The sequence below is a fragment of the Paraburkholderia sp. BR14374 genome (genome assembly GCF_040948685.1).
Taxonomy (GTDB): domain Bacteria; phylum Pseudomonadota; class Gammaproteobacteria; order Burkholderiales; family Burkholderiaceae; genus Paraburkholderia; species Paraburkholderia youngii.
On sequence record NZ_JBFPKF010000001.1, the window covers coordinates 642,221 to 669,077 of the forward strand.

Here is a 26,857-nt window from a genome sequence, read left to right on the forward strand (position 1 = left end):
GATGACTGCATAACTGGCAGTGTAATTAATCCACCTGCGCGAATACATGGCTAAACTTAAGCGTTACTGCTTTTTCACCTCATAAACGAAGGCCATTATGAGCAAACGCCTTGCATCGATCGCACCGGTCGCACTCGACGACACCGACCGCGCGCTGCTCGCCGCGCTCGCGCAGGACGCGCGCCAGCCGGTCAGCGAACTCGCGCGCGTCGTCGGCTTGTCGGCGCCCAGCACGGCCGAGCGCGTGCGGCGGCTCGAAGCGCAGGGCGTGATCGAGCGCTTCACCGTGCAAATCGATCCGCGCGCGCTAGGCTTCACACTGCAGGCGATCGTGCGCGTGAAGCCGCTGCCCGGCCAGTTGCATCTGGTCGAAGAAGTGATCCGGCGCATTCCGGAGTTCGTCGAATGCGACAAGGTAACCGGCGACGACTGTTTCATCTGCCGCCTGTACCTGCATTCGATCGAGCAGCTCGACGAGATCCTATCCAAAGTGACCGAGCGCGCGGAGACCAGCACCGCGATCGTCAAGTCGACGCCGGTCGCGCGGCGGCTGCCGCCGCTCGGCTGACCAAAGTCGCAGCAAGGCCGCGCGAAGCGGCCCGGCGCTTATTTTTCGACGGCCTCGAAAAACGACAGCATCTCGGCGACCAGTTCGTCCGGCGCTTCCTCGGGCAGATAGTGTCCGCACGATAGCGCGCGGCCGCTCACGTCGCGCGCGACATGCCGCCATTCGTCGAGCGCATCGAAGCATTTTTCGACCACGCCCTTGTCGCCCCACAGCACGCGCAGCGGGCAGCCGATCTTGATGCCGCGCTCGATATCCGCGCGATCATGCTCGAGGTCGATGCTCGCCGACGCGCGATAGTCCTCGCACATCGCGTGCACCGCGCCCGGTTGCGCGAGCGCTGCCCGATACGCGTCGAGCGCGGCGGGGTCGAATGGCGCAAGGCCCGCGTGACGTCCGCCCATCACCGCGTCGACATAGGCGGCCGGATTCGCGCCGATCAACGTTTCGGGCAGCGGCTCGGGCTGGATCAGGAAGAACCAGTGGAAGTAGTGCGTCGCGAAGGTGCGGTCGGTGGCTTCGTACATCGCGAGCGTCGGCGCGATGTCGAGCAGCATCAGACGCTCGACCGCATCGGCGTGATCGAGCGCCATCCGGTGCGCGACGCGCGCGCCGCGATCGTGCGCGCAGACGAGGAAGCGCTCGAAGCCGAAGTGGCGCATCACCGCGACATGGTCGGCGGCCATCGCGCGTTTCGAATACGGCGTGTGCGTCGCATCGCTCGGTGGTTTGCCCGACGCGCCATAGCCGCGCAGATCGGTTGCGATCACCGTGAAGTGCTGCGCGAGCGGCGCGGCGCAGCGCTCCCAGATCAGATGCGATTGCGGATGGCCATGCAGCAGCAATAGAGGCGGCCCGGCGCCGCCCTTCACTCCGAAAATATCGACATCGCCCACGGCGACGCGAAAAGGCGTGAAATTTTCGAAGGCCATGACGTCTCGTTGATCGATTGAGGTCCGTGCATTGTAGAAGGCCGACAAGTCCGTGCGAGGTGGGATAACCCACGCAGACATGGAACCCGAATACTCCTTCGAACCGTTCCAAATGTCCCTAACGCGCGGTGGGCGTCCACTTCGCCTATAATCGAACGATCGTTCTTAAATGTTTGTCGCGACTGCGGCATGCCGGTTTCGTGCGATTGCCACACGCATTCGCCGCCCGGCACGCCGCAAGCCGCGTGCCGCCGCTAAACTCATCTATCCGCCGGGCGCGCGCCGCACCGGTTGGCCCAATCTGGAGATTCGCACCATGGCACTGCCCGCCGTTCTGCAAAACCTCGCGCTGCCCGTCGTCGCTTCACCGATGTTCATCGTCAGCTATCCCGAACTCGTGTTGGCACAGTGCAAGGCCGGTATCGTCGGCTCGTTCCCAGCCCTCAACGCGCGTCCGGCCGAGCTGCTCGACGAGTGGCTCACGCAGATCCAGGCGCAACTCGCCGAGCACAAGGCCGCGAAGCCGGATGCGGTGATCGGCCCGATCGCGGTCAATCAGATCGTTCATCAGTCGAATGCGCGGCTCGAACACGACGTGCGCGTGTGCGTCGAGCACAAGGTGCCGATCTTCATCACCAGCCTGCGCGCGCCGGCACGCGAGATCGTCGATGCGGTGCATAGCTATGGCGGCATCGTGCTGCACGACGTGATCAATCTGCGTCATGCGCAGAAGGCGCTGGAAGCTGGCGTCGACGGGTTGATTCTGGTTGCGTCGGGCGCGGGTGGCCACGCGGGCACCACCTCGCCGTTTGCGCTGGTCGGCGAGGTGCGGCGCATTTTCGACGGCCCGATCGTGCTGTCGGGCTCGATCGCGAACGGCGGCTCGATTCTCGCCGCGCAGGCGATGGGCGCGGACCTCGCGTACATGGGCACGCGCTTCATCGCGACCAAAGAAGCGCATGCCGTTGACAGCTACAAGCAGGCGATCATCAACGCGAAGGCGTCGGACATCATCTACACGAACCTGTTCACCGGCGTGCATGGCAACTACATCCGCGAGAGCATCCAGAACGCGGGGCTCGACCCGGACGCGCTGCCCGAATCGGACAAGACCAAGATGAACTTCGGCAGCGAAAAGGCAAAGGCGTGGAAGGACATCTGGGGCGCAGGCCAGGGCGTCGGCCTGATGGACGACGTGCCGGACGTCGCCGAACTCGTGCAGCGTCTGAAGAAGGAATACGACGACGCGAAGGCGCGGCTCGGCATAGCGCGCTGAAGGTGTTGAACGGGGGCGGGCCGGGCCGCCCCTCGCGGCCTACATATTCCGACGATACTGCCCGCCCACCTCGAACAGTGCGTGGGTGATCTGCCCAAGCGAACACACGCGCACCACGTCCATCAACACCGCGAACACGTTGCCGTCGTCGATCACCGTGCGCTTCAGGCGTTCGAGCGCCTCCGGCGCGGCGTCGCGGTGGCGCGTCTGGAAATCGCGCAACCGCCGCAGCTGACTCTGCTTTTCCGCGTCGGTCGAACGCGCCAGCACCAGCGGACGCGGCGCTTCATGCGGATGCGCGCTCACGAACGTGTTCACGCCGACGATCGGATACGAGCCGTCATGCTTGCGATGCTCGTACAACATGGACTCGTCCTGAATCCGTCCGCGCTGATAACCGGTTTCCATCGCGCCGAGCACGCCGCCGCGCTCGGTGAGCCGCTCGAACTCGGCGAGCACCGCTTCCTCGACAAGATCGGTCAGCTCGTCGATCACGAAGCTGCCCTGATTCGGATTCTGGTTCTTCGCCAACCCCCATTCGCGATTGATGATCAGCTGGATCGCGACCGCGCGGCGCACCGATTCCTCGGTCGGCGTCGTGATCGCTTCGTCGAACGCATTGGTGTGCAGCGAGTTGCAGTTGTCGTAGATCGCGATCAGCGCCTGCAGCGTCGTGCGGATGTCGTTGAAATCGATCTCCTGCGCGTGCAGGCTGCGGCCCGACGTCTGCACGTGATACTTCAGCTTCTGGCTGCGCTCGTTCGCGCCATAGCGCTCGCGCATCGCGATCGCCCAGATGCGTCGCGCGACGCGGCCGAGCACCGTGTACTCCGGGTCCATCCCGTTCGAGAAGAAGAACGACAGATTCGGCGCGAAGTCGTCGATCGACATGCCGCGCGCGAGATACGCCTCGACGTAGGTGAAGCCGTTCGCGAGCGTGTAGGCAAGCTGCGAGATCGGGTTCGCGCCGGCCTCGGCGATGTGATAGCCGGAGATCGACACCGAGTAGAAATTGCGCACCCGGTGTTCGACGAAATACGCCTGGATGTCGCCCATCACCTTCAGGCTGAATTCGGTCGAGAAGATGCAGGTGTTCTGCCCCTGGTCTTCCTTCAGGATGTCGGCCTGCACGGTGCCACGCACGTTTTCGAGCGCCGCACGGCGCGTTGCGGCGAGTTCGGCTTCGGTCAACGGGCGGCCTTGCTGTTGCTCTTTCAAAGCGATCTGCTGATCGATCGCGACGTTGAAGAACATCGCGAGGATCGTCGGCGCGGGGCCGTTGATCGTCATCGACACCGATGTGTCCGGCGAGCACAGGTCGAAACCGTCGTAGAGCGTCTTCATGTCGTCGAGGGTCGCGACCGACACGCCCGAATTGCCGACCTTGCCGTAGATGTCCGGGCGCTCGTGCGGCTCCTCGCCGTACAGCGTTACCGAGTCGAATGCGGTGGATAACCGCTTGGCCGGCATGCCTTCCGACAGCAGCTTGAAGCGGCGATTGGTGCGCTGCGGATCGCCCTCGCCCGCGAACATGCGCGTCGGGTCCTCGTTCTCGCGGCGAAACGGAAACACGCCAGCGGTGAACGGGAAATAGCCGGGCAGATTGTCGAGCATCAGCCAGCGCAGGATCTCGCCGTGATCGACGAATTTCGGCAGCGACACTTTGCGGATTTCGGAGCCGGACAGCGTCGTCACGGTCAGCGCGGTGCGGATTTCGCGTTCGCGGATGCGCACCACGTGTTCGTCGCCGGTATAGGCGGCCACCGTTTGCGGCCACGCATCGAGCAGCTTGCGTTCGCGCTCGCCGAGCGCGGTGTTGCGTTGCTCGATCAGCGCGTCGAGCGATGAGGCGTCGTTGCCCGCTTCGCCGAGCATGCGGCGCGTCTCGACGAGCTGCCAACGCTCGCGCGCGATCTGTGCCTGCGCGTCGGCCCGCTCGCGATAGCCGCGCGCCGTCTGCGCGATATCGGCCAGATAGCGCACGCGCGCGGGTGGCACGATCGCGTGCAGATTGCTCGAAAAGCGCAGACCTTCGGGAGCACTAAGCCGGGCGCCGCCGTCGCGCAGGCCGTGGGTGCGCAGCGCAGCGGCGATGCGCAGGTACAGCGCGGTCACGCCGTCGTCGTTGAAACGCGACGCGATCGTGCCGAACACCGGCATCGCATCCGGCGATGTCGCGAAGTCCGCGCGGTTGCGCTGCACCTGCTTGGCGACATCGCGCAGCGCATCCTGCGCGCCCTTGCGATCGAACTTGTTGATCGCGACGAAGCTCGCGAAGTCGAGCATGTCGATCTTCTCGAGCTGGCTCGCGGCGCCGAACTCCGGCGTCATCACATACAGCGATTCGTCGACGAACGGCACGATCGCCGCATCGCCCTGACCGATCCCCGAGGTCTCGACGACGATCAGATCGAAACCCGCGACCTTGCACAGCATCAGCGCGGCGGGCAGAGAGTCGGAGAGTTCGGTCGACGCTTCGCGCGTCGCCATCGAGCGCATATACACACGGGCGTCGCCCCGTGCGCCGCCGCCCCAGTCGCCGATCGCGTTCATGCGGATGCGGTCGCCGAGCAGCGCGCCGCCGGATTTGCGGCGCGACGGATCGATCGCGAGCACGGCGATGTTCAGCGTGTCGTCGTAGTCGAGCCGGAAGCGGCGGATCAGCTCGTCGGTCAGCGACGACTTGCCCGCGCCGCCGGTCCCGGTGATGCCGAGCACGGGAACCCGCGTGGTCTGCGCGAGCGTCGATAGCTGGTCGCGTGCGGCGGCGTCGACGGCGTTCGTTTCGAACGCGCTGATCAGTTGCGCGAGGCGGCGGAAGATCGGCGCGGCGGGATCGTCAGGGTACGAGCCGGGGGCAGTGCGGCCGTGGGGAGCATCAGCCTCGACGCAAAGCGGCAAGGGACGCGCGGCCAGCTCGGCGAGCCATTCGCGCACCGGCGTCGGCCGCGCCGCCTCGGCCGCGCGCGCGCCTTCGACGCAGCGCGCGATCATGTCGTCGATCATGCCTTGCAGGCCGAGCCGCTGACCGTCGTGCGGCGAGTAGATTTTTTCGACGCCGTCGCGTTCCAGCGCGGCGATCTCCTCGGGGACGATCACGCCTCCTCCGCCGCCGAACACCTTGATGCGCTCGCCGCCGCGCGCACGCAGCAACTCGACGAGATAGCGGAAATATTCGTTGTGACCACCCTGGTAGCTCGACACGGCGACGCCGTCGGCGTCCTCGTTGAGCGCGGCGGTCGCGACTTCGGCGACGGAGCGGTTGTGGCCCAGGTGGATCACCTCCACGCCGCTCGCCTGCAGGATGCGCCGCATGATGTTGATCGACGCGTCGTGGCCGTCGAACAGTGCGGCGGCGGTGACGAAGCGCAGGCGCCGGCCCGCGGGCAGCTCGTGGCTGCCGGCACGCTGCGGCGTGGACAGATCGGTCATGTCTCCCCCAATTCATTTAACTGATGGGTGTTGACAATCAGTATATAGAAACGGGGTAAGACGGCGCCGGAGCGGCGGGCGGCCGATTGGCGGCGTTTGTTAGCTGCTTCGTGAAACGCTACCGCACCGCCAACGCCTTGATTTCATCGAGCGACGGCCACAGCGATTCGTTCGCGAACCGCGCCGCCAGAAAATCGACGAACGAGCGCACCTTGGCCGACAGATGCCGCCGGCTCGTGTAGACGACGTGGATCGGCAGTTCGCGCGGCGGCACTTCGTCGACGAGCAGCGGCACGAGCCGCCCTTCGGCGAGATCGCTGCCGATCACCTCGGTGCCCAGCATCGCGATGCCCGCGCCGTGCAGCACGACCACGCGCTGCGCCTCGAGCTGATTGACGATCAGGTTGCCCGACAGGCGCACGCGCGAGCTCGCGTCGCCGGTCGCGACTTCGAGTGCCGACACGCCCGCGTACTGCAGATAGTTGTGGCGCGCGAGATCGGCGACGCGCTTCGGCGTGCCATGCTTGCGCAGATAGGCGGGCGACGCGCACAGCACCAGATGCGCGGTCGCGATCTGCCGCGCGATCAGCGACGACGACTTGAGCCCGCCCGGCGACGCGCGAATCGCGACGTCGAAACCCTCGTCGATCAGCTCGACGACGCGGTCTGACAGCGTCATATCGACGGTGACCTGCGGATACTGCTCGGCGTAGTCCGCGACCGCGGCCATAACGTGATTCAGGCCGAACGCCGATAGCGACGACACCCGCAGCCGCCCGTGCGGCACGACGCTCGCCGCGCCGACCGCCTGGCCTGCCTCGTCGAGCTCGGTGAGCGCCTGGCTGAGCCGCTCGTAGTACTCGCGGCCCGCCTCGGTCGGCGCGACGCGGCGCGTAGTGCGGTTCAGCAGCCGCGCGCCGAGCTGCTGCTCCAGATGCATCACGTGCTTGCTCGCCATCGCCGCGGACATCTCCATCTTGTCCGCCGCACCGACGAAGCTACCGGCTTCGACCACGTGGCGAAACACTTTCATGCTGACGAGGGTGTCCATCTCAGTCGCTCGCTTCAGGAATCAATCCACGCCATTTTGCCGGGTTTATCAAAGGAACGGCAGCAAACCCCCGTATTTTCGACTGCGCTGAAAACGACAAAGCCCGCGTTCCGGGCGGAACGCGGGCTTTGCGGTGAAACCGTAGGCCGGGATCAGAACTTCGCGCGCAACCCCGCGCCATACGTGTTGCCGCTCGACTGACCGGTGATGTGGTCATACATGTACGCGGCATAGACGTCGGTGCGCTTGGACAGCGGATAGTCGTAGCCGACCGCCGCCGTCTGGCGCGTCTGGTTCGAACCGCCGCCGTTACGCGAATACGCGTACGACGCCATCACCGAGCCCGGCCCGAACGGCACCGTGACACCGCCCTGTCCGGTGTTCACGTGCCAGCTCGTCACCTGCTGGTTGTTGTACGTGTACATGTACTGGCCGTACAGCTTGACGAACTTCAGGTCGTACGACACGCCCGCCTGCGCGACGCTCTGGCTGCGCAGACCCGGCACGCCCGAGGTTTCGAAGCTGCCGAGGTCGCCCGGCACGTTATTGAAGTTCACGTACTGGTACACCGCGGTCGCCGCGAACGGGCCGTGGAAGTACAGCACCTGGCCGCTCCACTTCTTCGCGCCGTTCTGGGTCGTGTTGCCGAGCGCATACATCGCCGTCGCCGACAGGCCGTTGAAGTTCGGCGTCGAATACGACACCGCGTTGTTCCAGCCCGAGTCGCCGGTCACGCCCTGATCGGTCGTGTAGGTCGGGAAGGTGCCGAGGCCGAGGTACACGTGGGTGACCATCGGCGAGAACACGTACGAATCGATAAACGGGTTGAACAGGATCGTCGACACGAACAGCGGCGTCGTCAGACGGCCGGCCGTCACCGTGCCGTACGGCGATTCGATGCCGACGTACGCGTTGCGCGAGAACGTCGTGTCGCCGGTAAAGCGGCCGAACTCGCCAGTCTGCGCGCGGAAGAAGCCTTCGATTGTGAAGATCGCCTTATAGCCGTTGCCCAGATCCTCGGTCCCCTTGAAGCCCCAATAGGACGTCGACATGCCACCGCCCGACACGACTACCGCGGTCTTGCCACCTGGAAACTTCTGCGCACCGACCCATTCGTCGACCTGGCCGTAGAGCTGCACGCTCGATTGCGCGAATGCCGACGATGCGCTCGCCAGCGCGGCGACGCATGCGGTGGCCTTGAGAGTAGTCTTCAGCGCGGTGCTGAGGCTTGTGTTCATTGGTTCTCCAATCTTTGTCAAAAAGGTGTGGCTGTGCGAAAGGGGGCGCTCGCGCGAAACGTTGTTGTTATCCGTTCGATCGTCGAGTCAATCTGGGCGGGTCCATCTTTGCGGACCATTTTTATAAACAAAAATATCGCTGCTTATTGCGGGTATATCGGTCTGATTAGTTTGGTCGGTTATCGGCTTGATATGACATTTTCGGCTGGGCTGCGGCCGGCGCCCCGGATGCAATGCGGCATGCGGCGAACCGCGCGCCAGGGCGGCGGAAACGCCTTAAATGAAGGGCCGATGACGCGACGCGGCAGAATGCCAAGATTTGACGCTGACTGATACTTCGATGCCGAGCGTTTTCAAAAAAGTGTGGCGTCGAAACGTCAGATTCGGAGCTCGGGCGCAGAGGAAGGCGCGCGGAGGATCGCGGGAAGGGATCTGGGGGAACAGGTTTCGCGACAGGTGATATGCGGTCGCGTTGCGTGTAAAGCCGGCAGCCTCACCCGTTCAGGTAGCGGCGAACGTGGCCCACTTGACGCGAATCGACCAGTAAATCGCGCTCAGCTAATTGCGATAGGGTGAACCGCCCGGTTGCCGCGGATCGTCGGACGGGCGTTGCATTGGACGCGCGGCGCCGCGCTCTTCGTTGTAGCGGGCGACGTCGGCGCGGATCGAGCCGTTGCGCATCGGCATGTTGGACGGTGGATGCGGTACCGGACGCGCTTCCGCACTGACCGGCGTGATCGCGCCGGCATAGCTGGACGAATCGCCGACACGGCGCATGCCGGACTTGTAGCTGCCGAAGCCATAACCAAAATTGGCGTCCGCGATGTTCGGATTGCCGCGCTGTGCGCGTGCGTCACGCCAAGCCGTCGCATTGCGCGAGCCGCGCGGAGCAGGCGCGCCAGCCGCACCGGCGTAGTGGCCGTTGCCGTGCATCTCCATGCGCGGCGCGTGCCCGCCAACGTGGTGCGAATAAGCGCCGCCCACGGCGCCACCGCCGCCATGTGGCACACCTTGCCCCTTCGCATAGGCGAACGAGCACAGCACGGCGATGACCGCGCCCCACGCCCAGTGCCTCGTTCTCGACAACCCGTCCACCTTGTGACTCTCACGCCCGAAGACTTGCCTGAAATCCACCGTTCGAGCTGCGATGGACCTGTTGCGGGAGGAGAAAAGCGCCGCGTGCCTGCCGCGGCGCAGGCATCCCTGCGGCCTTTGACTGAGTAATTTATGGGCGTGGGCAGAGGGTGTCGAGCCAAAAAGTGTTAGGTCTCGTCGGTGGATGTAACACCCTGTTACTGCGGCGTTTTCTGCGCTGGAGCCCTTGTGCGGGTACGCCTTTGCAGCTTGCTTCGAGGCGTTTTCGCCTACTCCGCGCGAACCCCGTTTGTTGCAAATAAACGCCGCTTGCAACGTCGATGGATAAACGGTTTGTGGCGCATGAGCACGTCGCCAATACTGAAATCGGGTGCGCCGCGCGAGTCAATGCGCCAATCTCATTAATCGATTCGGCAAATGAATTTGCGTTTTCAATCGACTTTCGACAACAATAGTCGTTTCCCATTGGCACGCACCGCGCCCTGACAGGCCCGTCCCGTGCTCACACCGCGTCATTGAATTGAGATTGCGACATGGCCCGTCCGAAATTCCTTCCCGATAACTTCACCCTGTGCCTCGTCGGCACCGTGATCCTCGCCAGCCTGCTGCCCGTTCATGGGCAGGCCGCGGTGGGGTTCAACTGGGTGACGAACATCGCGGTCGGCCTGCTGTTCTTCCTGCACGGCGCGAAGCTGTCACGCGAGGCGATCATTGCGGGCGCGACGCACTGGCGCCTTCACCTGGTGGTGCTGCTGAGCACGTTCGCGCTGTTTCCGCTGCTCGGCCTCGCGCTTAAACCGGTCCTTTCGCCGCTGGTCACGCCGTCGCTCTACGCCGGCGTCCTCTTCCTCTGCACGCTGCCATCGACGGTCCAGTCGTCGATCGCGTTCACGTCCATTGCCAAGGGCAACGTGCCGGCCGCGGTATGCAGCGCGTCCGCCTCGAGCCTGCTCGGCATCTTCGTTACCCCAGCACTCGTCAGCCTCATCGTGACGAATCAGGCTGCGAGCGGCGGCACTTCGCCGTGGCATACGATCGGCAACATCGTGCTGCAACTGCTCGTGCCGTTCGTGGCCGGCCAACTGCTGCGCCCGCTGATCGGCAAGTGGATCGAGAAGAATCGCGGCGTGCTGAAGTTCGTCGACCAGGGCTCGATCCTGCTCGTCGTGTACGGCGCGTTCAGCGAGGCCGTCACCGAAGGCCTGTGGCACACGATTCCGCTGTCCGCGCTCGGCGGCCTCGTCGTGGTGAGCTGCGTGCTGCTCGCGCTCGCGTTGGGCATGACGATCTTCGCGAGCAAGCGGCTCGGCTTCAACCGCGCGGACCAGATCACGATCATCTTCTGCGGCTCGAAGAAGAGCCTCGCCGCCGGCGTGCCGATGGCCAAGGTGATCTTCGCGTCGCACGCGGTCGGCGCCGTGGTGCTGCCGCTGATGCTGTTCCACCAGATCCAGCTGATGGTCTGCGCCGCGCTCGCGCAGCGCTGGGGCGCCCGCGACCTGAGAGGCGAGAGCGACGCGGCGGCGCGGCGACCCGCCGCCGCCGTCGCGCGCCGTTGAACACACTCGCAATGCGAACCGGACATTCATAAGCGCCCTCCCTGAGCGTCGTTTTGATCGTGTAAAGCAAGCCGCCTTCGGGCGGCTTTTTCTTTTGGCTCTTCATTGGCCGTTGTCGTTATTTCACGCGCAAACGCTCTTGTTGTCGCCTCGGCCGGATGGCATAGGGCGATTCTGGATGTGCCTCTAAAACGGCCGCCCGCTTATTGTTTAGTCTTTTTTACTAAACAGTCTGATTTCAGACAACTCCATTAAATAGGGGTATTTACCGGTGTTGCGCGAGCGCTCTTCGGGCTGTTTTAGCAGCGTTTTACTATACAATCGCCCGACCTGAACCCGTGCTGCCTCGCCACGCGCGGCAGCTTCATTCGATGGCCACAACCATCCGCGACGTCGCCCGCGCGGCCAGCGTTTCGATCGGCACCGTGTCGCGCGCGCTCAAAAATCAGCCGGGCCTTTCCGAGGCCACGCGCGAACGCGTCGTCGAAGCGGCGCGCCAACTCGGCTACGATTCGGCGCAGCTGCGTCCGCGCATCCGCCGCCTGACGTTCCTGCTGCATCGTCAGCACAACAACTTCGCCGCGAGCCCGTTTTTCTCGCACGTGCTGCACGGCGTCGAAGACGCTTGCCGCGAGCGCGGCATCGTGCCGTCGGTGCTGACCGCCGGGCCGACCGAGGACGTGATTCACCAGATGCGCCTGCACGCGCCCGACGCCGTCGCGATCGCCGGCTTCGTCGAGCCCGAAACGCTCGCCACGCTGGTCGCGATGCAACGCCCGCTGGTGCTGATCGATCTATGGTCGCCGGGCCTGCGCTCGGTCAATCTCGACAACGCCGGTGGCGCCACCCTTGCGATGCGCCATCTGTTCGAGCAGCAGCGCAAGCGCGTCGCGTTCATCGGCGGCTCGCTCGCGCACTTCAGCATCGCCGAGCGCGCGCTCGGCTACCGGCGCGCGTTCTTCGAAGCTGGGCTGCTGTTCGACCCGTCGCTCGAAGTGAACATCGACGCCGGGCTCGATCCCGACACCGGCGCCGCGCGCGCGATGCAGCGCCTGCTCGATGCGCCGGGCCCGCGCCCCGACGCCGTATTCGCATTCAACGATGCCGCCGCGCTCGCCGCGCTGCGCGTGTGCCTCGCGCGCGGCCTCAGCGTGCCCGACGACATCGCGATCATCGGTTTCGACGACATTCCTGCCGCCGCCCACGCCACCCCGCCGCTATCGACGATCGCAGTCGACAAGGAGGCGCTCGGCCGACGCGGCGTCGAACTGCTGCTCGAAGACTCGCCCGCCGAACTCGAAGTCCGCTTGCCCGTTCAACTCGTTGCCCGTGCCAGTACTTTGGTGAAAACGCCATGACGAAAACCGATCCGCATCACCCTTCCACCGACGTCGCGAAGGCGCCGCCGGTCGCTAGCTTCCGCAAGCGCGAGTTTTTGCTCGCGCACATCGAGGACACGCTGCGCTTCTATGCGCCGAACGTGCTCGATCCGAGCGGCGGCTTCTACCACTTCTTCCGCGACGACGGTTCGATCTACAACCGCACCACGCGCCACCTGGTCAGCAGTTGCCGCTACGTGTTCAACTACGCGATGGCGTACCGGCAATTCGGCGACCCCAAGCACCTCGAATACGCGCGCCACGGCCTGCGCTTTCTGCGCGACGCGCACTGGGACTCGCAGCACGAGGGCTACGACTGGGAAATCGAATGGCGCGACGGCAGAAAGCGCACGCTCGACGCGACGCGCCACTGCTACGGCCTCGCGTTCGTGCTGCTCGCGTACTCGCACGCGGCGATGGCCGGCATCGAAGAAGCGAAACCGATGATCGGCGCGACCTTCGAACTGATGGAGCACCGCTTCTGGGACGCCGCCGCCGGCCTCTATGCCGACGACGCATCGGCCGACTGGCGCGTCAGCACGTATCGCGGGCAGAACGCGAACATGCATACCACCGAGGCGCTTCTCGCCGCGCACGAGGCGACCGGCCATCTGGTGTATCTCGATCGCGCCGAGCGCGTCGCGTCGAACATCACGCTGCGCCAGGCGAAGCTGTCGCAAGGGCTCGTGTGGGAGCATTTTCACGCGGACTGGTCGGTCGACTGGCATTACAACGAGGAAGACAGCTCGGACATCTTCCGTCCGTGGGGCTTTCAGCCCGGCCATCAGACCGAATGGGCGAAGCTGCTGCTGATTCTCGAACGCTTCCGTCCGCTGCCGTGGCTGCTGCCGCGCGCGATCGAACTGTTCGACGCCGCGATGACGCACGCATGGGACGAAGACCACGGCGGCCTCTACTACGGCTTTGGCCCCGACGGCACCGTGTGCGATCACGACAAGTATTTCTGGGTGCAGGCCGAAACGTTCGCGGCCGCCGCGCTGCTCGGCAAGCGCACCGGCAACGAGCGCTTCTGGGACTGGTACGACGAGATCTGGCGCTATAGCTGGATGCACTTCGTCGACCACAAGTACGGCGCGTGGTATCGCATCCTGACTTGCGACAACCGCAAGTACAGCGACGAAAAAAGCCCGGCCGGCAAGACCGACTATCACACGATGGGCGCGTGCTATGAAGTGCTCGCCCATGCGCTCGGCGAAGACGCGTCGGCTGGATCGACCGCGCCCGCCGCAGCGGTTTCAGCGGAGAAAGCACAATGAGCGCGACCACCGAACTCCCCGTATTCGTGTCCGCCGGTGACATCCTCACCGATCTCGTGCGCACCGGCGCATCGCACTGGCTGTCGCGTCCGGGCGGCGCGGGCTGGAACGTCGCGCGCTGCGTCGCGCGGCTCGGCCTGCCGACCGCGTGCGCGGGCTCGCTGGGCGTCGATAACTTTTCCGACGAACTGTGGGACGCGAGCGTCGCCGCCGGGCTCGACATGCGCTTCCTGCAGCGCGTCGAGCACCCGCCGCTGCTCGCGATCGTGCATCAGACGCATCCGCCAGCCTACTTCTTCATGGGCGAGAACAGCGCCGATCTCGCGTTCGATCCAGCCAGGCTACCGGCCGGCTGGATGACCGCAGTGAAGTGGGCACATTTCGGCGGCATCAGCCTCGTGCGTCGGCCGCTCGGCGATACGCTCGCGGCGCTCGCTGCCGAGTTGCGTTCGCACGGCGTGAAGATCAGCTTCGATCCGAACTATCGCAATCTGATGGAGCACGGCTACGAGCCGACATTGCGCCAGATGGCCGCGCTCGCGGATCTGATCAAGGTTTCGGACGAAGACTTGCGCATGTTCTTCAGGACCAGCGACGAAGCCGCCGCCCTCGCTCAATTGCGCGCGATGAATCCGGTCGCCACCGTGCTCGTCACGCGCGGCCCCGACACGGCGATGCTGCTCGACGGCGCCGCGGTGATCGAGGCGAAGCCGCCGCGCGTCGAAGTGGTCGATACGGTCGGCGCGGGCGATGCGTCGATCGGCGGTCTGCTGTTCAGCCTGATGAGCGCGCCGCAACGCAGATGGCCCGAGCATCTCGCATTCGCGCTCGCGGCCGGCGCGGCGGCTTGCGGCCACGCCGGCGCGCACGCGCCGACGCTCGACGAGGTGGTCGCGCTGCTGTAAATCGCGGCTCTGTAATTCTGCTGCCTTGGGACGCGCGTAGCGTGATGGATGTCGAGCTCGTCGCGCGGCGCGAAGCCGCCCTGGGGCGGGAACCGATCCCGCCACGCCGTGCTAGGATGAAAATATCGAAACCTTTGCGAAAAGGAGCGAGGCCATGGAGGACGTCACCTACACCAAAGGGATCTACACGGCCACTGCGTCGATAAGGGAAGTCGCACAGGACGCCTTTCAAGGTGTCGTCACCCTCGCGCGCGACGAGGGCGAACCCAGCGAAGATCAGGAGACCACGCTCTACGAAGTCGACTCGACGTCGTCGACGCCGGGAGAAGCGCTCGAAGAAGCCAAAGCGCTCGCACATCGTATCCTCGGGGAAATCGAACTGTAGGCCGAACCAAGGGGCAGCGCGTCGCGCGTGCTCGCGCATCGGCGCGCCGCTGCGGGGTCGACCGGCTGGAGGCGATCATGGCTGAACAGCTGTTCCAATACGGCGTGTATTCGATTCACGTTCGTCCGCTCGAACTGAGCGGCGCGCGCTGGGACGCGGAGTACGAAATCCGTCATCGCGAGAAGGCCGTCAAGCCGTGGACCACGGTTGGCGGCGACGCGGGATTTGCCGAGCAGGCCGAAGCGGTGGAAAGCGCGCATCGGCAGGCCGTCGACGATATCGAGCATGGCGCGGGGATTCCGAAGCCGCACGTGTTTCCGTAAGCGGTTGTCGACGCGCTTTTTGACGCCGCGTCGAAATTCGCCGTGGCGGCCTTGAGCGCTGCGCGTCGCCACGCAAGGTAACGCTGAGCTGTCAGCGATAGTCGAGCGTGTCTACGACCTTGGTGATCTTCCAGATTCCGTTTTCCTGGCGCAAAAACACGATATTGGTCTGTTTGTCTTTCGAGCCGAACGTAACAGCCACGAGCGCCACGCCGTCGAGCATGAAGACTGGATGCACCGCTATATGCCCGGACCAATCTTTCTCGTCGAAGTCTTGTACTTTCGTGAAGTACTCCGCATCTTCGGACAATTTGTTGGCCTGATATTGCTTTCGCAATAAATCGACCGTTGGTTTTACAACGTGCCTGTATATCTCCTTTTCCATGATCGGATAGTCTCGGTCTGCGGCCAGGCGCGGAATGAACCATGCGTAGAAATCTCTTACGCGGGTCTCGGGAGTTGCTTGTTCGGCGTGGGTCGGGTTTCCTGCATATGAGGTGCCGTTAAAACTCAGCAACAGCGTGGCAACAAAAATCGCCAGATATTTTCTCATGGATGCAACCTCAATCGTGGCGATAGATCTTGTAATCCGGTCGTGCGGACCGGTAATCGGGACCGGGATAGAAGCCACGCCACTGCTTGAAATCGGAAATCCAGTATTGTCCATCGTACATTGCCATATGTCCGTGCGGATGCAAATGGATGCCGTCGATCACGATTACATCGCCTTTTTGGAGAGAGGCAGTCGATACCGCGCGAAACCCAGCGTGAGCCAGCGAAAACCCGTAGTCTTTCGCGGACCGTGTGCGGGCCAATACAATTCCGCCTCGTTCAATTGCTTCTCTAACGTACCGGGCGCATTCTCCACGGCTTACTGGTCTTGCATTCAATTGCAAATAGTCGACAGCAGCATTTTTATTCCACGACATATTAGATTATCTCGATCATATTTTGATTTATAAATCATACAGCAAATCCAAAACAAACCAAGATATTTTATTATCTCGAAAACATTTTAAATAGAGATAGCTTTTTTGAATAAAAATATAGCCTTCGTCAATACCGTGCTAGTTACGAGCGAAATCAACCTGATCGGCACGTTCTAGTCAATTGCATGAGTCTCGCGCCATGCTACGCTGTACCTGTATCGATCCCCACGAGCGCGTGATGGCAAGCGAACCGTCAGACCGTTTTTCCACGCTCGGCGACCCCGACACCGACACCAGCGCGCCGAGGCGCCACGCGCGCGGCAGCCGCGAAATGCGTCTCGACGATCGCGTGGTGATCGCGCACGGGATGCCGACGCCGTTGTGGCAAGACCTGTATCACCGCGCGCTCGGCGTGCGCTGGCCGGTGTTCTTCGTGTCGCTCGCGCTGCTGTTTCTGCTGCTCAACACCGTGTTCGCCATGCTCTACATGCTCGGCGACGCGCCGATTGCGAATCAGTTTCCGAAGGGCTTCGGCGGCGCGTTCTTCTTTAGCGTCGAAACGCTCGCGACGGTCGGCTACGGCGACATGCATCCGCAAACCGTCTACGCGCACTGGATCGCGACGCTCGAAATCTTCATCGGCATGTCCAGCATCGCGTTGGCGACCGGGCTGATCTTTGCGCGCTTTTCGCGGCCGCACGCGAAGATCATGTTCGCGCGCTATGCGGTGATCCGGCCGATCGACGGCCGCATGACGTTGATGGTGCGCTCAGCCAACGCGCGTCAAAACGTGATCGCCGAGGCACGCGCGCGGCTGCGCATCATGCGTCTTGAGACGTCGATCGAAGGCTTTACGCTGCGCAAGCTCTACGACCTCACGCTGGTACGCGACCAGCACCCGGTGTTCAAGCTCGGCTGGACGCTCATGCACATCATCGACGAAGCGAGTCCGCTGTTCGGCGAAAACGCCGAATCATTGAAGGGCCGCGACGTGTCGCTGCTGCTCACGCTCGAAGGCATCGACGAATCGACGTCGCAAACCATGCAGGCGCGCCACATGTGGACCTGCGACCAGATCGTCTGGCAGCACCGGTTCGTCGACATCATGAGCGAACAAGACGGCGTGAGCCACATCGACTATTCGCACTTCGACGAGATCGTGCCGCTCGATGCGGCGCCGCTCCAACCGGACATCGCGGCGCACACCGCGCAGTAGCAATAGCCACAGTCCCATTCGACGCCCCACGATACCCAGGGCATACCCGAAGCGCGCCGCCGCCTGGCAAATCCGGCTCAAAAGCGGGCCGAAACGCGCGAGTCATCGCGCGCATTCGCGCACGCCCGATTAAAGAAGCAATAATTCACTCCCGCGAGCGCTAAAAAATAGAGTCTCTTTCGCTGCGCGGTATCGGTGACCCCACCACCCGCGCGCCGAGCCAGAACATTGGAGACTCCCCCATGACCGCTCGCCTGCCCATCGACGGCACGCCCGCTCTCGCCGACTACAAGCTTTCCGACAATCTCACCGCGACGCGCGGCCGGATCTTTCTGACCGGCACCCAGGCGCTCGTGCGCCTCCCGCTGATGCAGCGCGCGCTCGACAAAACACGCGGCCTGAACACCGCCGGCTTTATCAGCGGCTATCGCGGCTCGCCGCTCGGCATGGTCGATCAGCAGTTGTGGAAGGCGAAAAAACTGCTCACCGCGAGCGACGTCCGCTTTCTGCCCGCGATCAACGAAGAACTCGGCGGCACCGCGGTGCTCGGCACGCAGCGCGTCGAAGCCGATCCCGAGCGTACCGTCGATGGCGTATTCGCGATGTGGTACGGCAAGGGCCCGGGCGTCGACCGCGCGGGCGATGCGCTGAAGCATGGCAACGCGTACGGCTCGTCGCCGCACGGCGGCGTGCTAGTGGTCGCCGGCGACGATCACGGCTGCGTGTCGTCGTCGATGCCCCATCAGAGCGACTTCGCGATGATGGCGTGGCATATGCCGGTGGTGAATCCCTCGAACATCGCGGACATGCTCGAGTTCGGCCTGTACGGTTGGGCGTTGTCGCGCTTCTCGGGCGCGTGGGTCGGCTACAAGGCGATTTCGGAGACCGTCGAATCGGGCTCGACCGTCGATCTCGACGCGCTGCAAACCGAATGGACACCTCCGCAGGAATTCGAAGCACCAGCCGGCGGTTTGCACAACCGCTGGCCCGATCTGCCGAGCCTGACGATCGAAGCGCGTCTGCACGCGAAGCTCGACGCGGTGCGCCAGTTTGCGCGCATCAACAGCATCGACAAATGGATCGCGCCGAGCCCGCACGCGAACGTCGGCATAGTCACGTGCGGCAAGGCGCATCTCGATCTGATGGAAGCGCTGCGCCGGCTCGATCTGACCGTCGCCGACCTCGACGCGGCCGGCGTGCGCATCTACAAGGTCGGGCTGTCGTTTCCGCTGGAGATGACACGCATCGACGCGTTCGTGTCGGGCCTGTCCGAAGTACTCGTTATCGAAGAGAAGGGCCCCGTCATCGAGCAGCAGATCAAGGACTATCTGTACAACCGCACGCAAGGCACGCGGCCGGTCGTGATCGGCAAGCACGCCGAAGATGGCACGTTGCTGCTGTCGTCGCTCGGCGAACTGCGGCCGTCGCGCATTCTGCCGGTGTTCGCGAACTGGCTCGCGAAGCACAAGCCGGCGCTCGATCGCCGCGAACGCGTCGTCGATCTGGTCGCGCCGCAGATCCTGTCGAACGCGGCCGACAGCGTGAAGCGCACGCCGTACTTCTGCTCCGGCTGTCCGCACAACACGTCGACGAAAGTGCCGGACGGTTCGATCGCGCAGGCCGGCATCGGCTGCCATTTCATGGCGTCGTGGATGGAGCGCGACACGACCGGACTGATTCAGATGGGCGGCGAAGGCGTCGACTGGGCCGCGCATTCTATGTTCACGAAGACCCGCCACGTGTTCCAGAATCTCGGCGACGGCACCTACTTTCACTCGGGCATTCTCGCGATTCGCCAGGCGGTCGCCGCGAAAGCGACGATCACCTACAAGATCCTCTATAACGACGCGGTCGCGATGACGGGCGGTCAACCCGTCGACGGCAGCATCTCGGTGCCGCAGATCGCGCGACAGGTCGAAGCCGAAGGCGTGTCGCGCTTCGTCGTGGTCAGCGACGAGCCCGAGAAATACGACGGTCATCACGGCCAGTTTCCGCAGGGCACGACGTTTCACCATCGCAGCGAGCTGGACACCGTGCAGCGCGAGTTGCGCGACACCGACGGCGTGACCGTGCTGATCTACGACCAGACCTGCGCGGCCGAAAAACGCCGCCGTCGCAAGAAAGGCGAATTCCCCGATCCGAACAAGCGGCTCTTCATCAATGAAGAAGTCTGCGAAGGCTGCGGCGATTGCGGCGTGCAGTCGAACTGTTTGTCGGTGGAACCGGTGGAAACCGCGCTCGGTCGCAAGCGCCGCATCGATCAGTCGTCGTGCAACAAGGACTACTCGTGCGTGAACGGCTTTTGCCCGAGCTTCGTCACCGTCGAAGGCGGCACATTGAAAAAGGCCGCGGGCGTCGCCTTCGATCCGCAGGCGCTCGCTGCCCACGTCAACGCGTTGCCGATTCCCGCGACGCCACTCGATGCCGCGCCGTACGACATCCTCGTCACCGGAGTCGGCGGCACCGGTGTCGTGACGGTCGGCGCATTGATCAGCATGGCCGCGCACCTCGAAGGCAAGAGCGCGTCGGTGCTCGACTTCATGGGCTTCGCGCAAAAGGGCGGCTCGGTGCTGTCGTTCGTGCGTTTTGCCGCGCGCGACGAATGGCTGAACCAGGTGCGCATCGACACGCAGCAGGCCGACGTGCTGCTCGCCTGCGACATGGTGGTCGGCGCGAGTGCCGATGCACTGCAGACGGTGCGGCATGGCCGCACGCGCATCGTCGTCAACACGCATGCGATTCCGAACGCGAGCTTCGTGCAGAACCCCGACGCGACGCTGCATGCCGATGCGCTGATCGACAAGATGCGTCACGCGGCGGGTGCAGAGCGCATGTCGACGTGCGACGCGCAAGCGCTCGCAACGCGATTTCTCGGCGATACGATCGGCGCGAACATTCTGATGCTCGGCTTCGCATGGCAACTCGGTCTGGTGCCGGTGTCGTTCGCCGCGATGATGCGCGCGATCGAACTGAACAACGTCGCTGTGCCGATGAATCAACTCGCGTTCTCGATCGGGCGCATGGCCGCGGCCGATCCCGCCGCGCTCGAATCGCTGTGGCAGTCGCGACATGCGCCGAAGCCGAGCGTGCGAGTCGATACGCTCGACGAGCTGATCGCGCATCGCGAAGCACGTCTGCTCGCCTATGGTGGCGCGGCTTATGTGAAGCGCTATCGCGCGCTCGTCGATGCGGCACGGCGCGCGGAAACCGCCGTCGATGCGGCGAGCGAGCGCGTGACGCGCGCGGTCGCGACGACGTTCTATCGGCTGCTCGCGGTGAAGGATGAGTACGAAGTCGCGCGTCTGCATACGGATGCCGCGTTCCGCGATGCGCTCGAAGCGCAGTTCGAGGGCGTCGCCGGCAAGGACTTCACGATCCGCTTCAACCTCGCGCCGCCGACGCTGACGCGCGCGCAGCCCGGGGCGGTGCCCACGAAGAAGAGCTATGGTCAGTGGATGTGGCCTGTGCTCGGCCTGCTCGCGAAATGGCGCGGTCTGCGCGGCACGGCGCTCGATCCGTTCGGCCGCACGCTCGAGCGCAAAATGGAGCGCGAGTTCGCGAGCGATTACGAAACCACGCTGCAACATGCGCTAGCGAAACTCGACGCGAGCCATCTCGACGACGTCGCGAAACTCGCTGAACTGCATGCGCGCATACGCGGTTATGGGCACGTGAAGCTCGCGAACCTGGCGGGCGTCAAGCGCGGCGAGCGCGACCTCGCCTCACGCCTCGGCATCGATGCGGCGACCGGTGTCGCGGTGAAGAAGTCGCTCGAGGAAATGAAAGGCGCCGGGCAGTTGCGCGGCATTCCGGTGGTGGTCGCGAAGTAAGTAGGTTCGTTGCGCTGTTCGGCTCAAGTCGCGTCGAGCAGCGCCCTCACCTGCATCACCTTCGCCGGATCGACGGGCGCGAGTCCGTTGCCGTTCACGCGCACGCCGGAGCCGAAATGGACGGCCTCGACGTGCGTGTTGCTGACGAAGTCCGCGACCGCATCGACCGTCAAGCCGGCACCGGCGAGCACGGTGCAAGGCGAGCGGTCAACCTGCCGCACCAGTTCGCTGACCACGGCTTGCGCCTGCAGCACCGAAGGCTTTCCGCCCGACGTCAACACATTCGTCACCGCCTCGAAGCCGAGCAGTACGTCGAGCGCTTCGCGTAGATCGCGCGCCTCGTCGAACGCGCGATGGAACGTGATCGCGAGTCCATCGGCAGCTTCGCACGCGCGCGCGAGACCTTCGCGGTCGATCGTGCGCTCGGCATCGAGCATGCCAATCACGATGCCGTTCGCGCCGGCCGCCTTCACCGCACGGATGTCGCGCAGCATCACCGCGTAGTCGTCGGCGTCGTAGACGAACGAGCGGCTATGCGGCCGCACGATCACGTTCACGGGTATGCCAACCGCGGCTACCACTGCCTCGATCAAGCCCATACTCGGCGTCAAACCGCCCTCGCCCATCGCGGTCACGAGTTCGAGACGGTCGGCACCGGCTTGCGCGGCCGCACGCGCATCGACGACGGTCGCGGCAATCACTTCGAGCAGCACGGACATGAGCGCAAGCTGATTTCGATTAAAGCGACATCATGTCAGATGCGCGCGTCGCGTTCTTCCTCGACCCAGTCGATATCGCCGCACAGCACGCAGGTCTCGCTGCCGACACGCGTCGCCACCGACAGCGTCACGCACGGCAACGCCTCGTTGATCGACAGATACGGCCGTGTCACGTGCACGCGCTCCGGCGCATTGATCGCGACGCTGAAGTACGGGCGACGCAGCCAGTTCGCGCCCTGCGCGTCGGCGAGCGGCAGGAAGCGCGTCTCCTGCGCCGCGCGATCAGCGCGCAGCACGACGTTGCGGCCCGCCTGACGGCCCTTCGCATCGAGCAAAAAACAGCGCGCCGCGTGATCGAGCGCGAGGAAATTCCAGCACACCTCATCGAGCGGCTCACCAGCGGCGAGACGCTCCGCGGCGCGCTCGAACGCGCGCAGATACGGCGCGAGCCGGATCGCGCTGCGCCGCTCGCGCGCCTCGGCCTGCTCGCGATAACGCTCGGTGACTTCGCCGATGCAAATCGCCGTGTGGATCGCATCGGCAATTCCCGGGCTCGGCCGGCCGAAGAAAAACCCCTGCACGAAGTCCGCATTGCAGGCGAGCGCCATCTGCGCTTCGTGCTCGGTTTCAACGCCCTCGATCAGCACGAGCTTGCCTGCTTCATGCAGCAGCGACACGAGCCCCGGCAGGATCGTCGCCATGTCGGCGCGATGCGCGGCGTGCGACAGCATGATGCGGTCGAGCTTCACGATGTCGGGATTCAGTTGCCAGATCCGCTCGATGTTCGAATGGCCGGCGCCGAAATCGTCGAGCGCGATCAGGAAGCCGCGCTCGCGGAATTCGCGCACCGCGTCGGCGAGCCGATCGAGATCTTCGGCGCGCTGCTCGAGCACTTCGAGCACGACGCGCCGCGGCGACAGATCGAGCCGCCGCAGATTCGCGAGCAAAGCGGCCGCGAGATACGGGTCGGTCAGCACGCCCGGATGCACGTTCAGGAACAACCATTCGCGCTCCGCACCGAGCACCTTGAAGTTCTCCAGATGCAGCGTCTGCGCGAGCCGGTCGATCTGCAGCGCGTCGCCGAGGCGCGCGGCCTCGCCGAATACGTCGAGCGGCGACACCACGCGATCGAGTGCGTCGTGTGCGCGCAGCAAGCCCTCGTAGCCGACCGCGCGCAGGTGCGACAGACTGAAAATCGGCTGGAACACGCTAGTCAGCGTCAGTTCGCCGTGCTGCACCGAATAGCGTCGAAGGCCCGAGGTCACCTCGACCTCGAAGCCGTGCGGCACGCCCGCCGCCCTGTCCTGTTGCGCAATCGTCATGCAATCCTCTCACGCGAGAACCGGTCGGTCAGAACGAGAACGGCAACGAGACCGACACCGTCTCTCAAAATGTGCGTCATCATTACCGGTTAAGCAAGCTCCATGCGCACGCTGGCGCACACTGTGCTGTAATTCGCCCGAAAGATTGCACCGGCGACAGCGTTCGTGCGCCGCTCAAGGGCGTGGCGCGCACCGTTGCGGTGCGCGGATTGTCCGTCCTTCATCACCCGGAATACACGATGGAAATAGTTTTCACCGTTCTGATCCTGCTTCTCGCCGTCGCCGCGTCCGGCATGCTGACTCGCGCGCTGCCGTTCAAGCTGCCGTTGCCGCTGGTGCAGATTGCGATCGGCGCGATGCTCGCGTGGCCTCGCCTCCATTTGCACGTCGCGTTCGATCCGGAAATTTTCATGCTGCTGTTCATTCCGCCGCTGCTGTTCGCGGATGGCTGGCGCATTCCGAAGCGCGAGTTCTTCATGGCGCGCCGCGCGATCCTGATGCTCGCGCTCGGCCTTGTGTTCATGACGGTGCTGGCGGTCGGTCACTTCGTGCACTTGCTGGTGCCGCAGATCTCGCTGCCGGTCGCGTTCGCGCTCGCCGCGGTGCTGTCGCCGACCGACGCGGTCGCGTTGTCCGGTATCGCCGGCAAGGGCAAGATTCCGGGGCAGCTGATGCATATCCTCGAAGGCGAGGCGCTGATGAACGACGCGTCTGGCCTCGTCGCGCTGAAGTTCGCGATCGCCGCCGCGCTGACCGGGGCGTTCTCGCTGCGTGCAGCGTCGGTTAGCTTCGTGATCATCGCGGTGGGCGGCCTCGCGGTCGGCGCGGCGGTGAGTGCGGCCTTCAGCTTCGTGTCCGCGCGTTTCCTGAATCTCACCGAGGAAGGCGATCCCGCGCCCGGCGTCGTGATGACGCTGCTGATTCCGTTCGCCGCCTATCTGACCGCCGAGCGCTTCGAGTTGTCGGGCATTCTCGCTGCGGTCGCGGCCGGCATGATGATGAATTACGCAAGCATCATGGAAAAGTGGCAGGTCGCCTCGCGCGTGCGGGCCACGAGCACGTGGACGATGATCGAGTTCGTGTTCAACGGCATGGTGTTCATCATGCTCGGCTTGCAGTTTCCGCACATCCTCGGCCGCGCGCTGCTCGATGCGCATGAAACCAACGACGCGCAAGTCGTGCTGCTGATCGGCTATATCGTTGCGGTGGCGCTCGCGCTGTACGCGATGCGCTTCGCTTGGGTGTGGCTGCTGCGCTGGTTCGCTAGCCGCGGCGCGACGAAACATGGTGTCGCGAACGCGGTGCCGGGGTTGCGCATGGTGTCGGTGACAACCGTGGCCGGGGTGCGCGGCGCGGTGACGCTCGCGGGCGTGCTGTCGTTGCCTGAGGTGCTGCCGAACGGCACGCCGCTGCCGGGACGCGATCTCGCGATCTTCATCGCGTCGGGCGTGATCCTGCTGTCGCTGCTGGTGGCGGTGGCCGCGTTGCCGCTGCTGCTGCGCGGCTGGCGGCGCGGCAAGGACCCGCACGCGGCCGAGGAAGCGCTCGCGCGCACGCTGGCCGCTCAATCGGCGATTCGCGCGATCGATCATCTGCACGACACCGAGTGCGCGGACCTCGATGAATCGGCGCAGGCCTATGCAACCGACGTGACTGCGCGCGTGATGGACCTGTACCGCCGCCGCCTCGCGTCACTCGACGACGACCAGGCGCCACGCGAACTCGCGCGCCGTGCCGATGCGCTCGAATTCCGCATGAAGCTCGCGGCGATGCGTGCCGAGCGCAAGACGCTGCTCGATTTGCGCGACACCCAGCGCATCAACGACGAGACGATGAACAAGCTGATGCGTGAGGTGGATCTGTCGGAGACGGCGCTGACCGCGCGAAAAAGGTAGGAGGTCGCTGCTGGATCGAGCTCGGCACCGGCGCTTGAACTGCCGGTGCCGATAAAAGACGCTCAGGCCACCGGCCCTTGCGTCGGCTTCCTTCTCAACAGCGCGTACAGAATGATCGCGCCGAACGTCGCGGTGCCGATGCCGCCGAGCCCGAAGCTGCCGAGCTTCAGCGAGAAGTCGCCGGCGCCGAGCACGAGTGTGACTGCCGCGACGATCAGGTTGCGGTTATCGGAGAAGTCGACTTTGTTGACGACCCAGATGCGTGCGCCCGTCACCGCGATCAGGCCGAACACGACGATCGACACGCCACCCAGCACCGGTCCCGGAATCGTCTGGATTACCGCGCCGAACTTCGGCGAGAAGCCGAGCACGAGCGCGATCAACGCGGCGATCACGAACACCAGCGTCGAATAGATCTTCGTGACCGCCATCACGCCGATGTTTTCCGCGTACGTGGTCACGCCGGTGCCGCCCGCGAAGCCCGACACGATCGTGGCGAGCGCGTCGCCGAGAAACGCGCGGCCGATGTAGCGGTCCAGGTTCTGGCCGGTCATCGCGCTGACCGCCTTGATGTGGCCGAGGTTTTCCGCGACGAGGATCACCGCGATCGGCGCGAGCAGCGTCATCGCGTGCGGGTCGAACACCGGCGACATGAAGTGCGGCATGCCGAACCACGCAGCGTTCGCGACGATCGAGAAATCGATCGGCTTGCCCATGCCGAGACCGTTCGTGACGATCGCGTAGATGACGTAGGCGAGCAGCAGGCCGACCAGAATCAAGAGACGCTGCAGCATGCCGCGCGTGAATACCGCGACCGCGCCGACGCACAGCACGGTGACGAGCGCCATCCACGACTCGAAATTGCTGCCGCTCACGCCATGCACGGCGATCGGCGCGAGGTTCAGACCGATCACGCAGACGATCGCGCCGGTCACGACCGGCGGCATCAGCGTTTCTATCCAGCCCGTTCCCACCGCCGCCACGATCAGACCGATCACCCCATACGCAACACCGCACGCGATGATGCCGCCCAACGCGACCGGAATGTTCGGATTCGCTCCGTGTCCGCCGTAGCCGGTGACCGCGATCACGAGGCCGATGAACGCGAAGCTCGAACCGAGATAGCTCGGCACGCGCCCGCCGACGAGCACGAAGAACAGCAGCGTGCCGATCCCCGACATGAAGATGGCCAGATTCGGATCGAAGCCCATCAGCAGCGGCGCGAGCACCGTCGAGCCGAACATCGCGACGACGTGCTGGACGCCCATCGCGAACATCTGCGGCCACCCGAGCCTCTCGTCGATGCCGACGATGGCGCCCTGGGCGGCGGCAGGCTGGCGGCGCCAGCGGGGGAAATAGGATGCGGCCATCGCGGGGATTCTCCTCTGGGTCGGCGTGGTGTGTGCCGATCACGCGCTGCGGCGTGGGTCCGGCGAAATTACGCGCGAGTTTACGGAGAGCAATAAGGGCTGGCAAGCAGGCTATGAGGCAGGCTATGCGGCAGGCTATGAAGCGGGCCGACAAGCATG

Annotated in this window: 21 protein-coding genes; 11 read left to right on the top strand and 10 right to left on the bottom strand. The window is 64.5% G+C overall.

All coding sequences use genetic code 11. The features are described from left to right. The first annotated feature begins 97 nt into the window (after positions 1 to 97). The gene (locus AB3X86_RS02930) at positions 98 to 568 is read left to right on the top strand and encodes an Lrp/AsnC family transcriptional regulator (protein ID WP_129960278.1); all 471 of its coding nucleotides are present in this window, start codon (positions 98 to 100) and stop codon (positions 566 to 568) included. 38 nt (positions 569 to 606) lie between these two features. Here AB3X86_RS02930 and AB3X86_RS02935 read toward each other — a convergent pair whose 3' ends face one another. Beyond that, positions 607 to 1,497 (bottom strand): alpha/beta fold hydrolase, encoded by an 891-nt coding sequence (locus tag AB3X86_RS02935; RefSeq protein ID WP_368594855.1) that lies wholly within the window; start codon positions 1,495 to 1,497, stop codon positions 607 to 609. Positions 1,498 to 1,813: 316 nt separating this feature from the next. Here AB3X86_RS02935 and AB3X86_RS02940 point away from each other — a divergent pair, with 316 nt between their 5' ends. Then, a complete protein-coding gene (locus tag AB3X86_RS02940; RefSeq protein WP_368594856.1) occupies positions 1,814 to 2,773 on the top strand; it encodes an NAD(P)H-dependent flavin oxidoreductase in 960 nt (319 codons plus the stop codon). Positions 2,774 to 2,812: 39 nt separating this feature from the next. On the opposite strand, the gene icmF is transcribed toward AB3X86_RS02940, so the two are convergent. From icmF to AB3X86_RS02960, 4 genes are all read right to left on the bottom strand, one after another. After that, entirely contained in the window at positions 2,813 to 6,205 is a 3,393-nt protein-coding gene (icmF, locus tag AB3X86_RS02945) for a fused isobutyryl-CoA mutase/GTPase IcmF (RefSeq protein ID WP_368594857.1), read from the bottom strand. A 118-nt stretch (positions 6,206 to 6,323) separates the two neighbouring features. Further along, positions 6,324 to 7,256, bottom strand: a complete 933-nt coding sequence (locus AB3X86_RS02950; protein WP_176383805.1) for a LysR family transcriptional regulator — start codon at positions 7,254 to 7,256, stop codon at positions 6,324 to 6,326. 152 nt (positions 7,257 to 7,408) lie between these two features. After that, the gene (locus AB3X86_RS02955; RefSeq protein ID WP_368594858.1) at positions 7,409 to 8,494 is read right to left on the bottom strand and encodes a porin; all 1,086 of its coding nucleotides are present in this window, start codon (positions 8,492 to 8,494) and stop codon (positions 7,409 to 7,411) included. 558 nt (positions 8,495 to 9,052) lie between these two features. Then, complete coding sequence (locus AB3X86_RS02960; protein WP_368594999.1) at positions 9,053 to 9,589, bottom strand: hypothetical protein; 537 nt, start codon at positions 9,587 to 9,589, stop codon at positions 9,053 to 9,055. A 533-nt stretch (positions 9,590 to 10,122) separates the two neighbouring features. On the opposite strand from AB3X86_RS02960, the gene AB3X86_RS02965 reads away from it, so the two are divergent. From AB3X86_RS02965 to AB3X86_RS02990, 6 genes are all read left to right on the top strand, one after another. Continuing rightward, positions 10,123 to 11,148 carry a bile acid:sodium symporter family protein gene (locus tag AB3X86_RS02965; RefSeq protein ID WP_368594859.1) on the top strand — a complete coding sequence of 342 codons (1,026 nt, stop codon included), beginning with the start codon at positions 10,123 to 10,125 and terminating at the stop codon, positions 11,146 to 11,148. A gap of 371 nt (positions 11,149 to 11,519) precedes the next feature. Then, positions 11,520 to 12,506, top strand: a complete 987-nt coding sequence (locus tag AB3X86_RS02970; protein WP_176383809.1) for a LacI family DNA-binding transcriptional regulator — start codon at positions 11,520 to 11,522, stop codon at positions 12,504 to 12,506. After that, positions 12,503 to 13,804, top strand: a complete 1,302-nt coding sequence (locus AB3X86_RS02975) for an AGE family epimerase/isomerase (protein ID WP_368594860.1) — start codon at positions 12,503 to 12,505, stop codon at positions 13,802 to 13,804. Before AB3X86_RS02970 ends, AB3X86_RS02975 begins: the two co-directional genes overlap by 4 nt. Beyond that, the gene (locus AB3X86_RS02980) at positions 13,801 to 14,709 is read left to right on the top strand and encodes a carbohydrate kinase (RefSeq protein WP_368594861.1); all 909 of its coding nucleotides are present in this window, start codon (positions 13,801 to 13,803) and stop codon (positions 14,707 to 14,709) included. The genes AB3X86_RS02975 and AB3X86_RS02980 overlap by 4 nt, the downstream gene beginning before the upstream one ends. A gap of 154 nt (positions 14,710 to 14,863) precedes the next feature. After that, positions 14,864 to 15,094, top strand: coding sequence for a hypothetical protein (locus AB3X86_RS02985; protein ID WP_176383813.1), 231 nt, complete (start codon positions 14,864 to 14,866; stop codon positions 15,092 to 15,094). A 77-nt stretch (positions 15,095 to 15,171) separates the two neighbouring features. Continuing rightward, on the top strand, positions 15,172 to 15,417 hold the full coding sequence (locus AB3X86_RS02990) for a hypothetical protein (protein WP_368588395.1): 246 nt from the start codon (positions 15,172 to 15,174) through the stop codon (positions 15,415 to 15,417). A 91-nt stretch (positions 15,418 to 15,508) separates the two neighbouring features. Here the strand turns inward: AB3X86_RS02990 and AB3X86_RS02995 are convergent, their stop codons facing one another. Further along, complete coding sequence (locus AB3X86_RS02995) at positions 15,509 to 16,084, bottom strand: DUF3828 domain-containing protein (protein ID WP_246392087.1); 576 nt, start codon at positions 16,082 to 16,084, stop codon at positions 15,509 to 15,511. Next, a complete protein-coding gene (locus AB3X86_RS03000; protein ID WP_368594862.1) occupies positions 15,981 to 16,346 on the bottom strand; it encodes an NlpC/P60 family protein in 366 nt (121 codons plus the stop codon). Before AB3X86_RS03000 ends, AB3X86_RS02995 begins: the two co-directional genes overlap by 104 nt. Before the next feature lie 238 nt (positions 16,347 to 16,584). Between AB3X86_RS03000 and AB3X86_RS03005 the strand changes: the two genes are divergently transcribed. After that, positions 16,585 to 17,562, top strand: coding sequence for an ion channel (locus AB3X86_RS03005; protein WP_368595000.1), 978 nt, complete (start codon positions 16,585 to 16,587; stop codon positions 17,560 to 17,562). Positions 17,563 to 17,804: 242 nt separating this feature from the next. After that, complete coding sequence (locus AB3X86_RS03010) at positions 17,805 to 21,392, top strand: indolepyruvate ferredoxin oxidoreductase family protein (RefSeq protein WP_368594863.1); 3,588 nt, start codon at positions 17,805 to 17,807, stop codon at positions 21,390 to 21,392. A gap of 23 nt (positions 21,393 to 21,415) precedes the next feature. On the opposite strand, the gene AB3X86_RS03015 is transcribed toward AB3X86_RS03010, so the two are convergent. Further along, positions 21,416 to 22,111: a copper homeostasis protein CutC gene (locus AB3X86_RS03015; protein WP_368594864.1), complete on the bottom strand. Its 696-nt coding sequence runs from the start codon at positions 22,109 to 22,111 to the stop codon at positions 21,416 to 21,418. A 35-nt stretch (positions 22,112 to 22,146) separates the two neighbouring features. Next, positions 22,147 to 23,433: an EAL domain-containing protein gene (locus tag AB3X86_RS03020; RefSeq protein WP_368594865.1), complete on the bottom strand. Its 1,287-nt coding sequence runs from the start codon at positions 23,431 to 23,433 to the stop codon at positions 22,147 to 22,149. A 239-nt stretch (positions 23,434 to 23,672) separates the two neighbouring features. Here AB3X86_RS03020 and AB3X86_RS03025 point away from each other — a divergent pair, with 239 nt between their 5' ends. Beyond that, complete coding sequence (locus AB3X86_RS03025) at positions 23,673 to 25,328, top strand: Na+/H+ antiporter (RefSeq protein WP_368594866.1); 1,656 nt, start codon at positions 23,673 to 23,675, stop codon at positions 25,326 to 25,328. Positions 25,329 to 25,390: 62 nt separating this feature from the next. Here AB3X86_RS03025 and AB3X86_RS03030 read toward each other — a convergent pair whose 3' ends face one another. Continuing rightward, complete coding sequence (locus tag AB3X86_RS03030) at positions 25,391 to 26,698, bottom strand: solute carrier family 23 protein (protein ID WP_176122300.1); 1,308 nt, start codon at positions 26,696 to 26,698, stop codon at positions 25,391 to 25,393. Positions 26,699 to 26,857: the final 159 nt, after the last annotated feature.

Excerpts from the sequence above, each read along its gene's own strand:
- AB3X86_RS02930 (WP_129960278.1), top strand. The coding sequence starts at position 98 with ATGAGCAAACGCCTTGCATCGATCGCACCGGTCGCACTCGACGACACC.
- AB3X86_RS02935 (WP_368594855.1), bottom strand. The coding sequence starts at position 1,497 with ATGGCCTTCGAAAATTTCACGCCTTTTCGCGTCGCCGTGGGCGATGTC.
- AB3X86_RS02940 (WP_368594856.1), top strand. The coding sequence starts at position 1,814 with ATGGCACTGCCCGCCGTTCTGCAAAACCTCGCGCTGCCCGTCGTCGCT.
- icmF (WP_368594857.1), bottom strand. The coding sequence starts at position 6,205 with ATGACCGATCTGTCCACGCCGCAGCGTGCCGGCAGCCACGAGCTGCCC.
- AB3X86_RS02950 (WP_176383805.1), bottom strand. The coding sequence starts at position 7,256 with ATGGACACCCTCGTCAGCATGAAAGTGTTTCGCCACGTGGTCGAAGCC.
- AB3X86_RS02955 (WP_368594858.1), bottom strand. The coding sequence starts at position 8,494 with ATGAACACAAGCCTCAGCACCGCGCTGAAGACTACTCTCAAGGCCACC.
- AB3X86_RS02965 (WP_368594859.1), top strand. The coding sequence starts at position 10,123 with ATGGCCCGTCCGAAATTCCTTCCCGATAACTTCACCCTGTGCCTCGTC.
- AB3X86_RS02970 (WP_176383809.1), top strand. The coding sequence starts at position 11,520 with ATGGCCACAACCATCCGCGACGTCGCCCGCGCGGCCAGCGTTTCGATC.
- AB3X86_RS02975 (WP_368594860.1), top strand. The coding sequence starts at position 12,503 with ATGACGAAAACCGATCCGCATCACCCTTCCACCGACGTCGCGAAGGCG.
- AB3X86_RS02980 (WP_368594861.1), top strand. The coding sequence starts at position 13,801 with ATGAGCGCGACCACCGAACTCCCCGTATTCGTGTCCGCCGGTGACATC.
- AB3X86_RS02985 (WP_176383813.1), top strand. The coding sequence starts at position 14,864 with ATGGAGGACGTCACCTACACCAAAGGGATCTACACGGCCACTGCGTCG.
- AB3X86_RS02990 (WP_368588395.1), top strand. The coding sequence starts at position 15,172 with ATGGCTGAACAGCTGTTCCAATACGGCGTGTATTCGATTCACGTTCGT.
- AB3X86_RS02995 (WP_246392087.1), bottom strand. The coding sequence starts at position 16,084 with ATGGACAATACTGGATTTCCGATTTCAAGCAGTGGCGTGGCTTCTATC.
- AB3X86_RS03000 (WP_368594862.1), bottom strand. The coding sequence starts at position 16,346 with ATGTCGTGGAATAAAAATGCTGCTGTCGACTATTTGCAATTGAATGCA.
- AB3X86_RS03005 (WP_368595000.1), top strand. The coding sequence starts at position 16,585 with ATGGCAAGCGAACCGTCAGACCGTTTTTCCACGCTCGGCGACCCCGAC.
- AB3X86_RS03010 (WP_368594863.1), top strand. The coding sequence starts at position 17,805 with ATGACCGCTCGCCTGCCCATCGACGGCACGCCCGCTCTCGCCGACTAC.
- AB3X86_RS03015 (WP_368594864.1), bottom strand. The coding sequence starts at position 22,111 with ATGTCCGTGCTGCTCGAAGTGATTGCCGCGACCGTCGTCGATGCGCGT.
- AB3X86_RS03020 (WP_368594865.1), bottom strand. The coding sequence starts at position 23,433 with ATGACGATTGCGCAACAGGACAGGGCGGCGGGCGTGCCGCACGGCTTC.
- AB3X86_RS03025 (WP_368594866.1), top strand. The coding sequence starts at position 23,673 with ATGGAAATAGTTTTCACCGTTCTGATCCTGCTTCTCGCCGTCGCCGCG.
- AB3X86_RS03030 (WP_176122300.1), bottom strand. The coding sequence starts at position 26,698 with ATGGCCGCATCCTATTTCCCCCGCTGGCGCCGCCAGCCTGCCGCCGCC.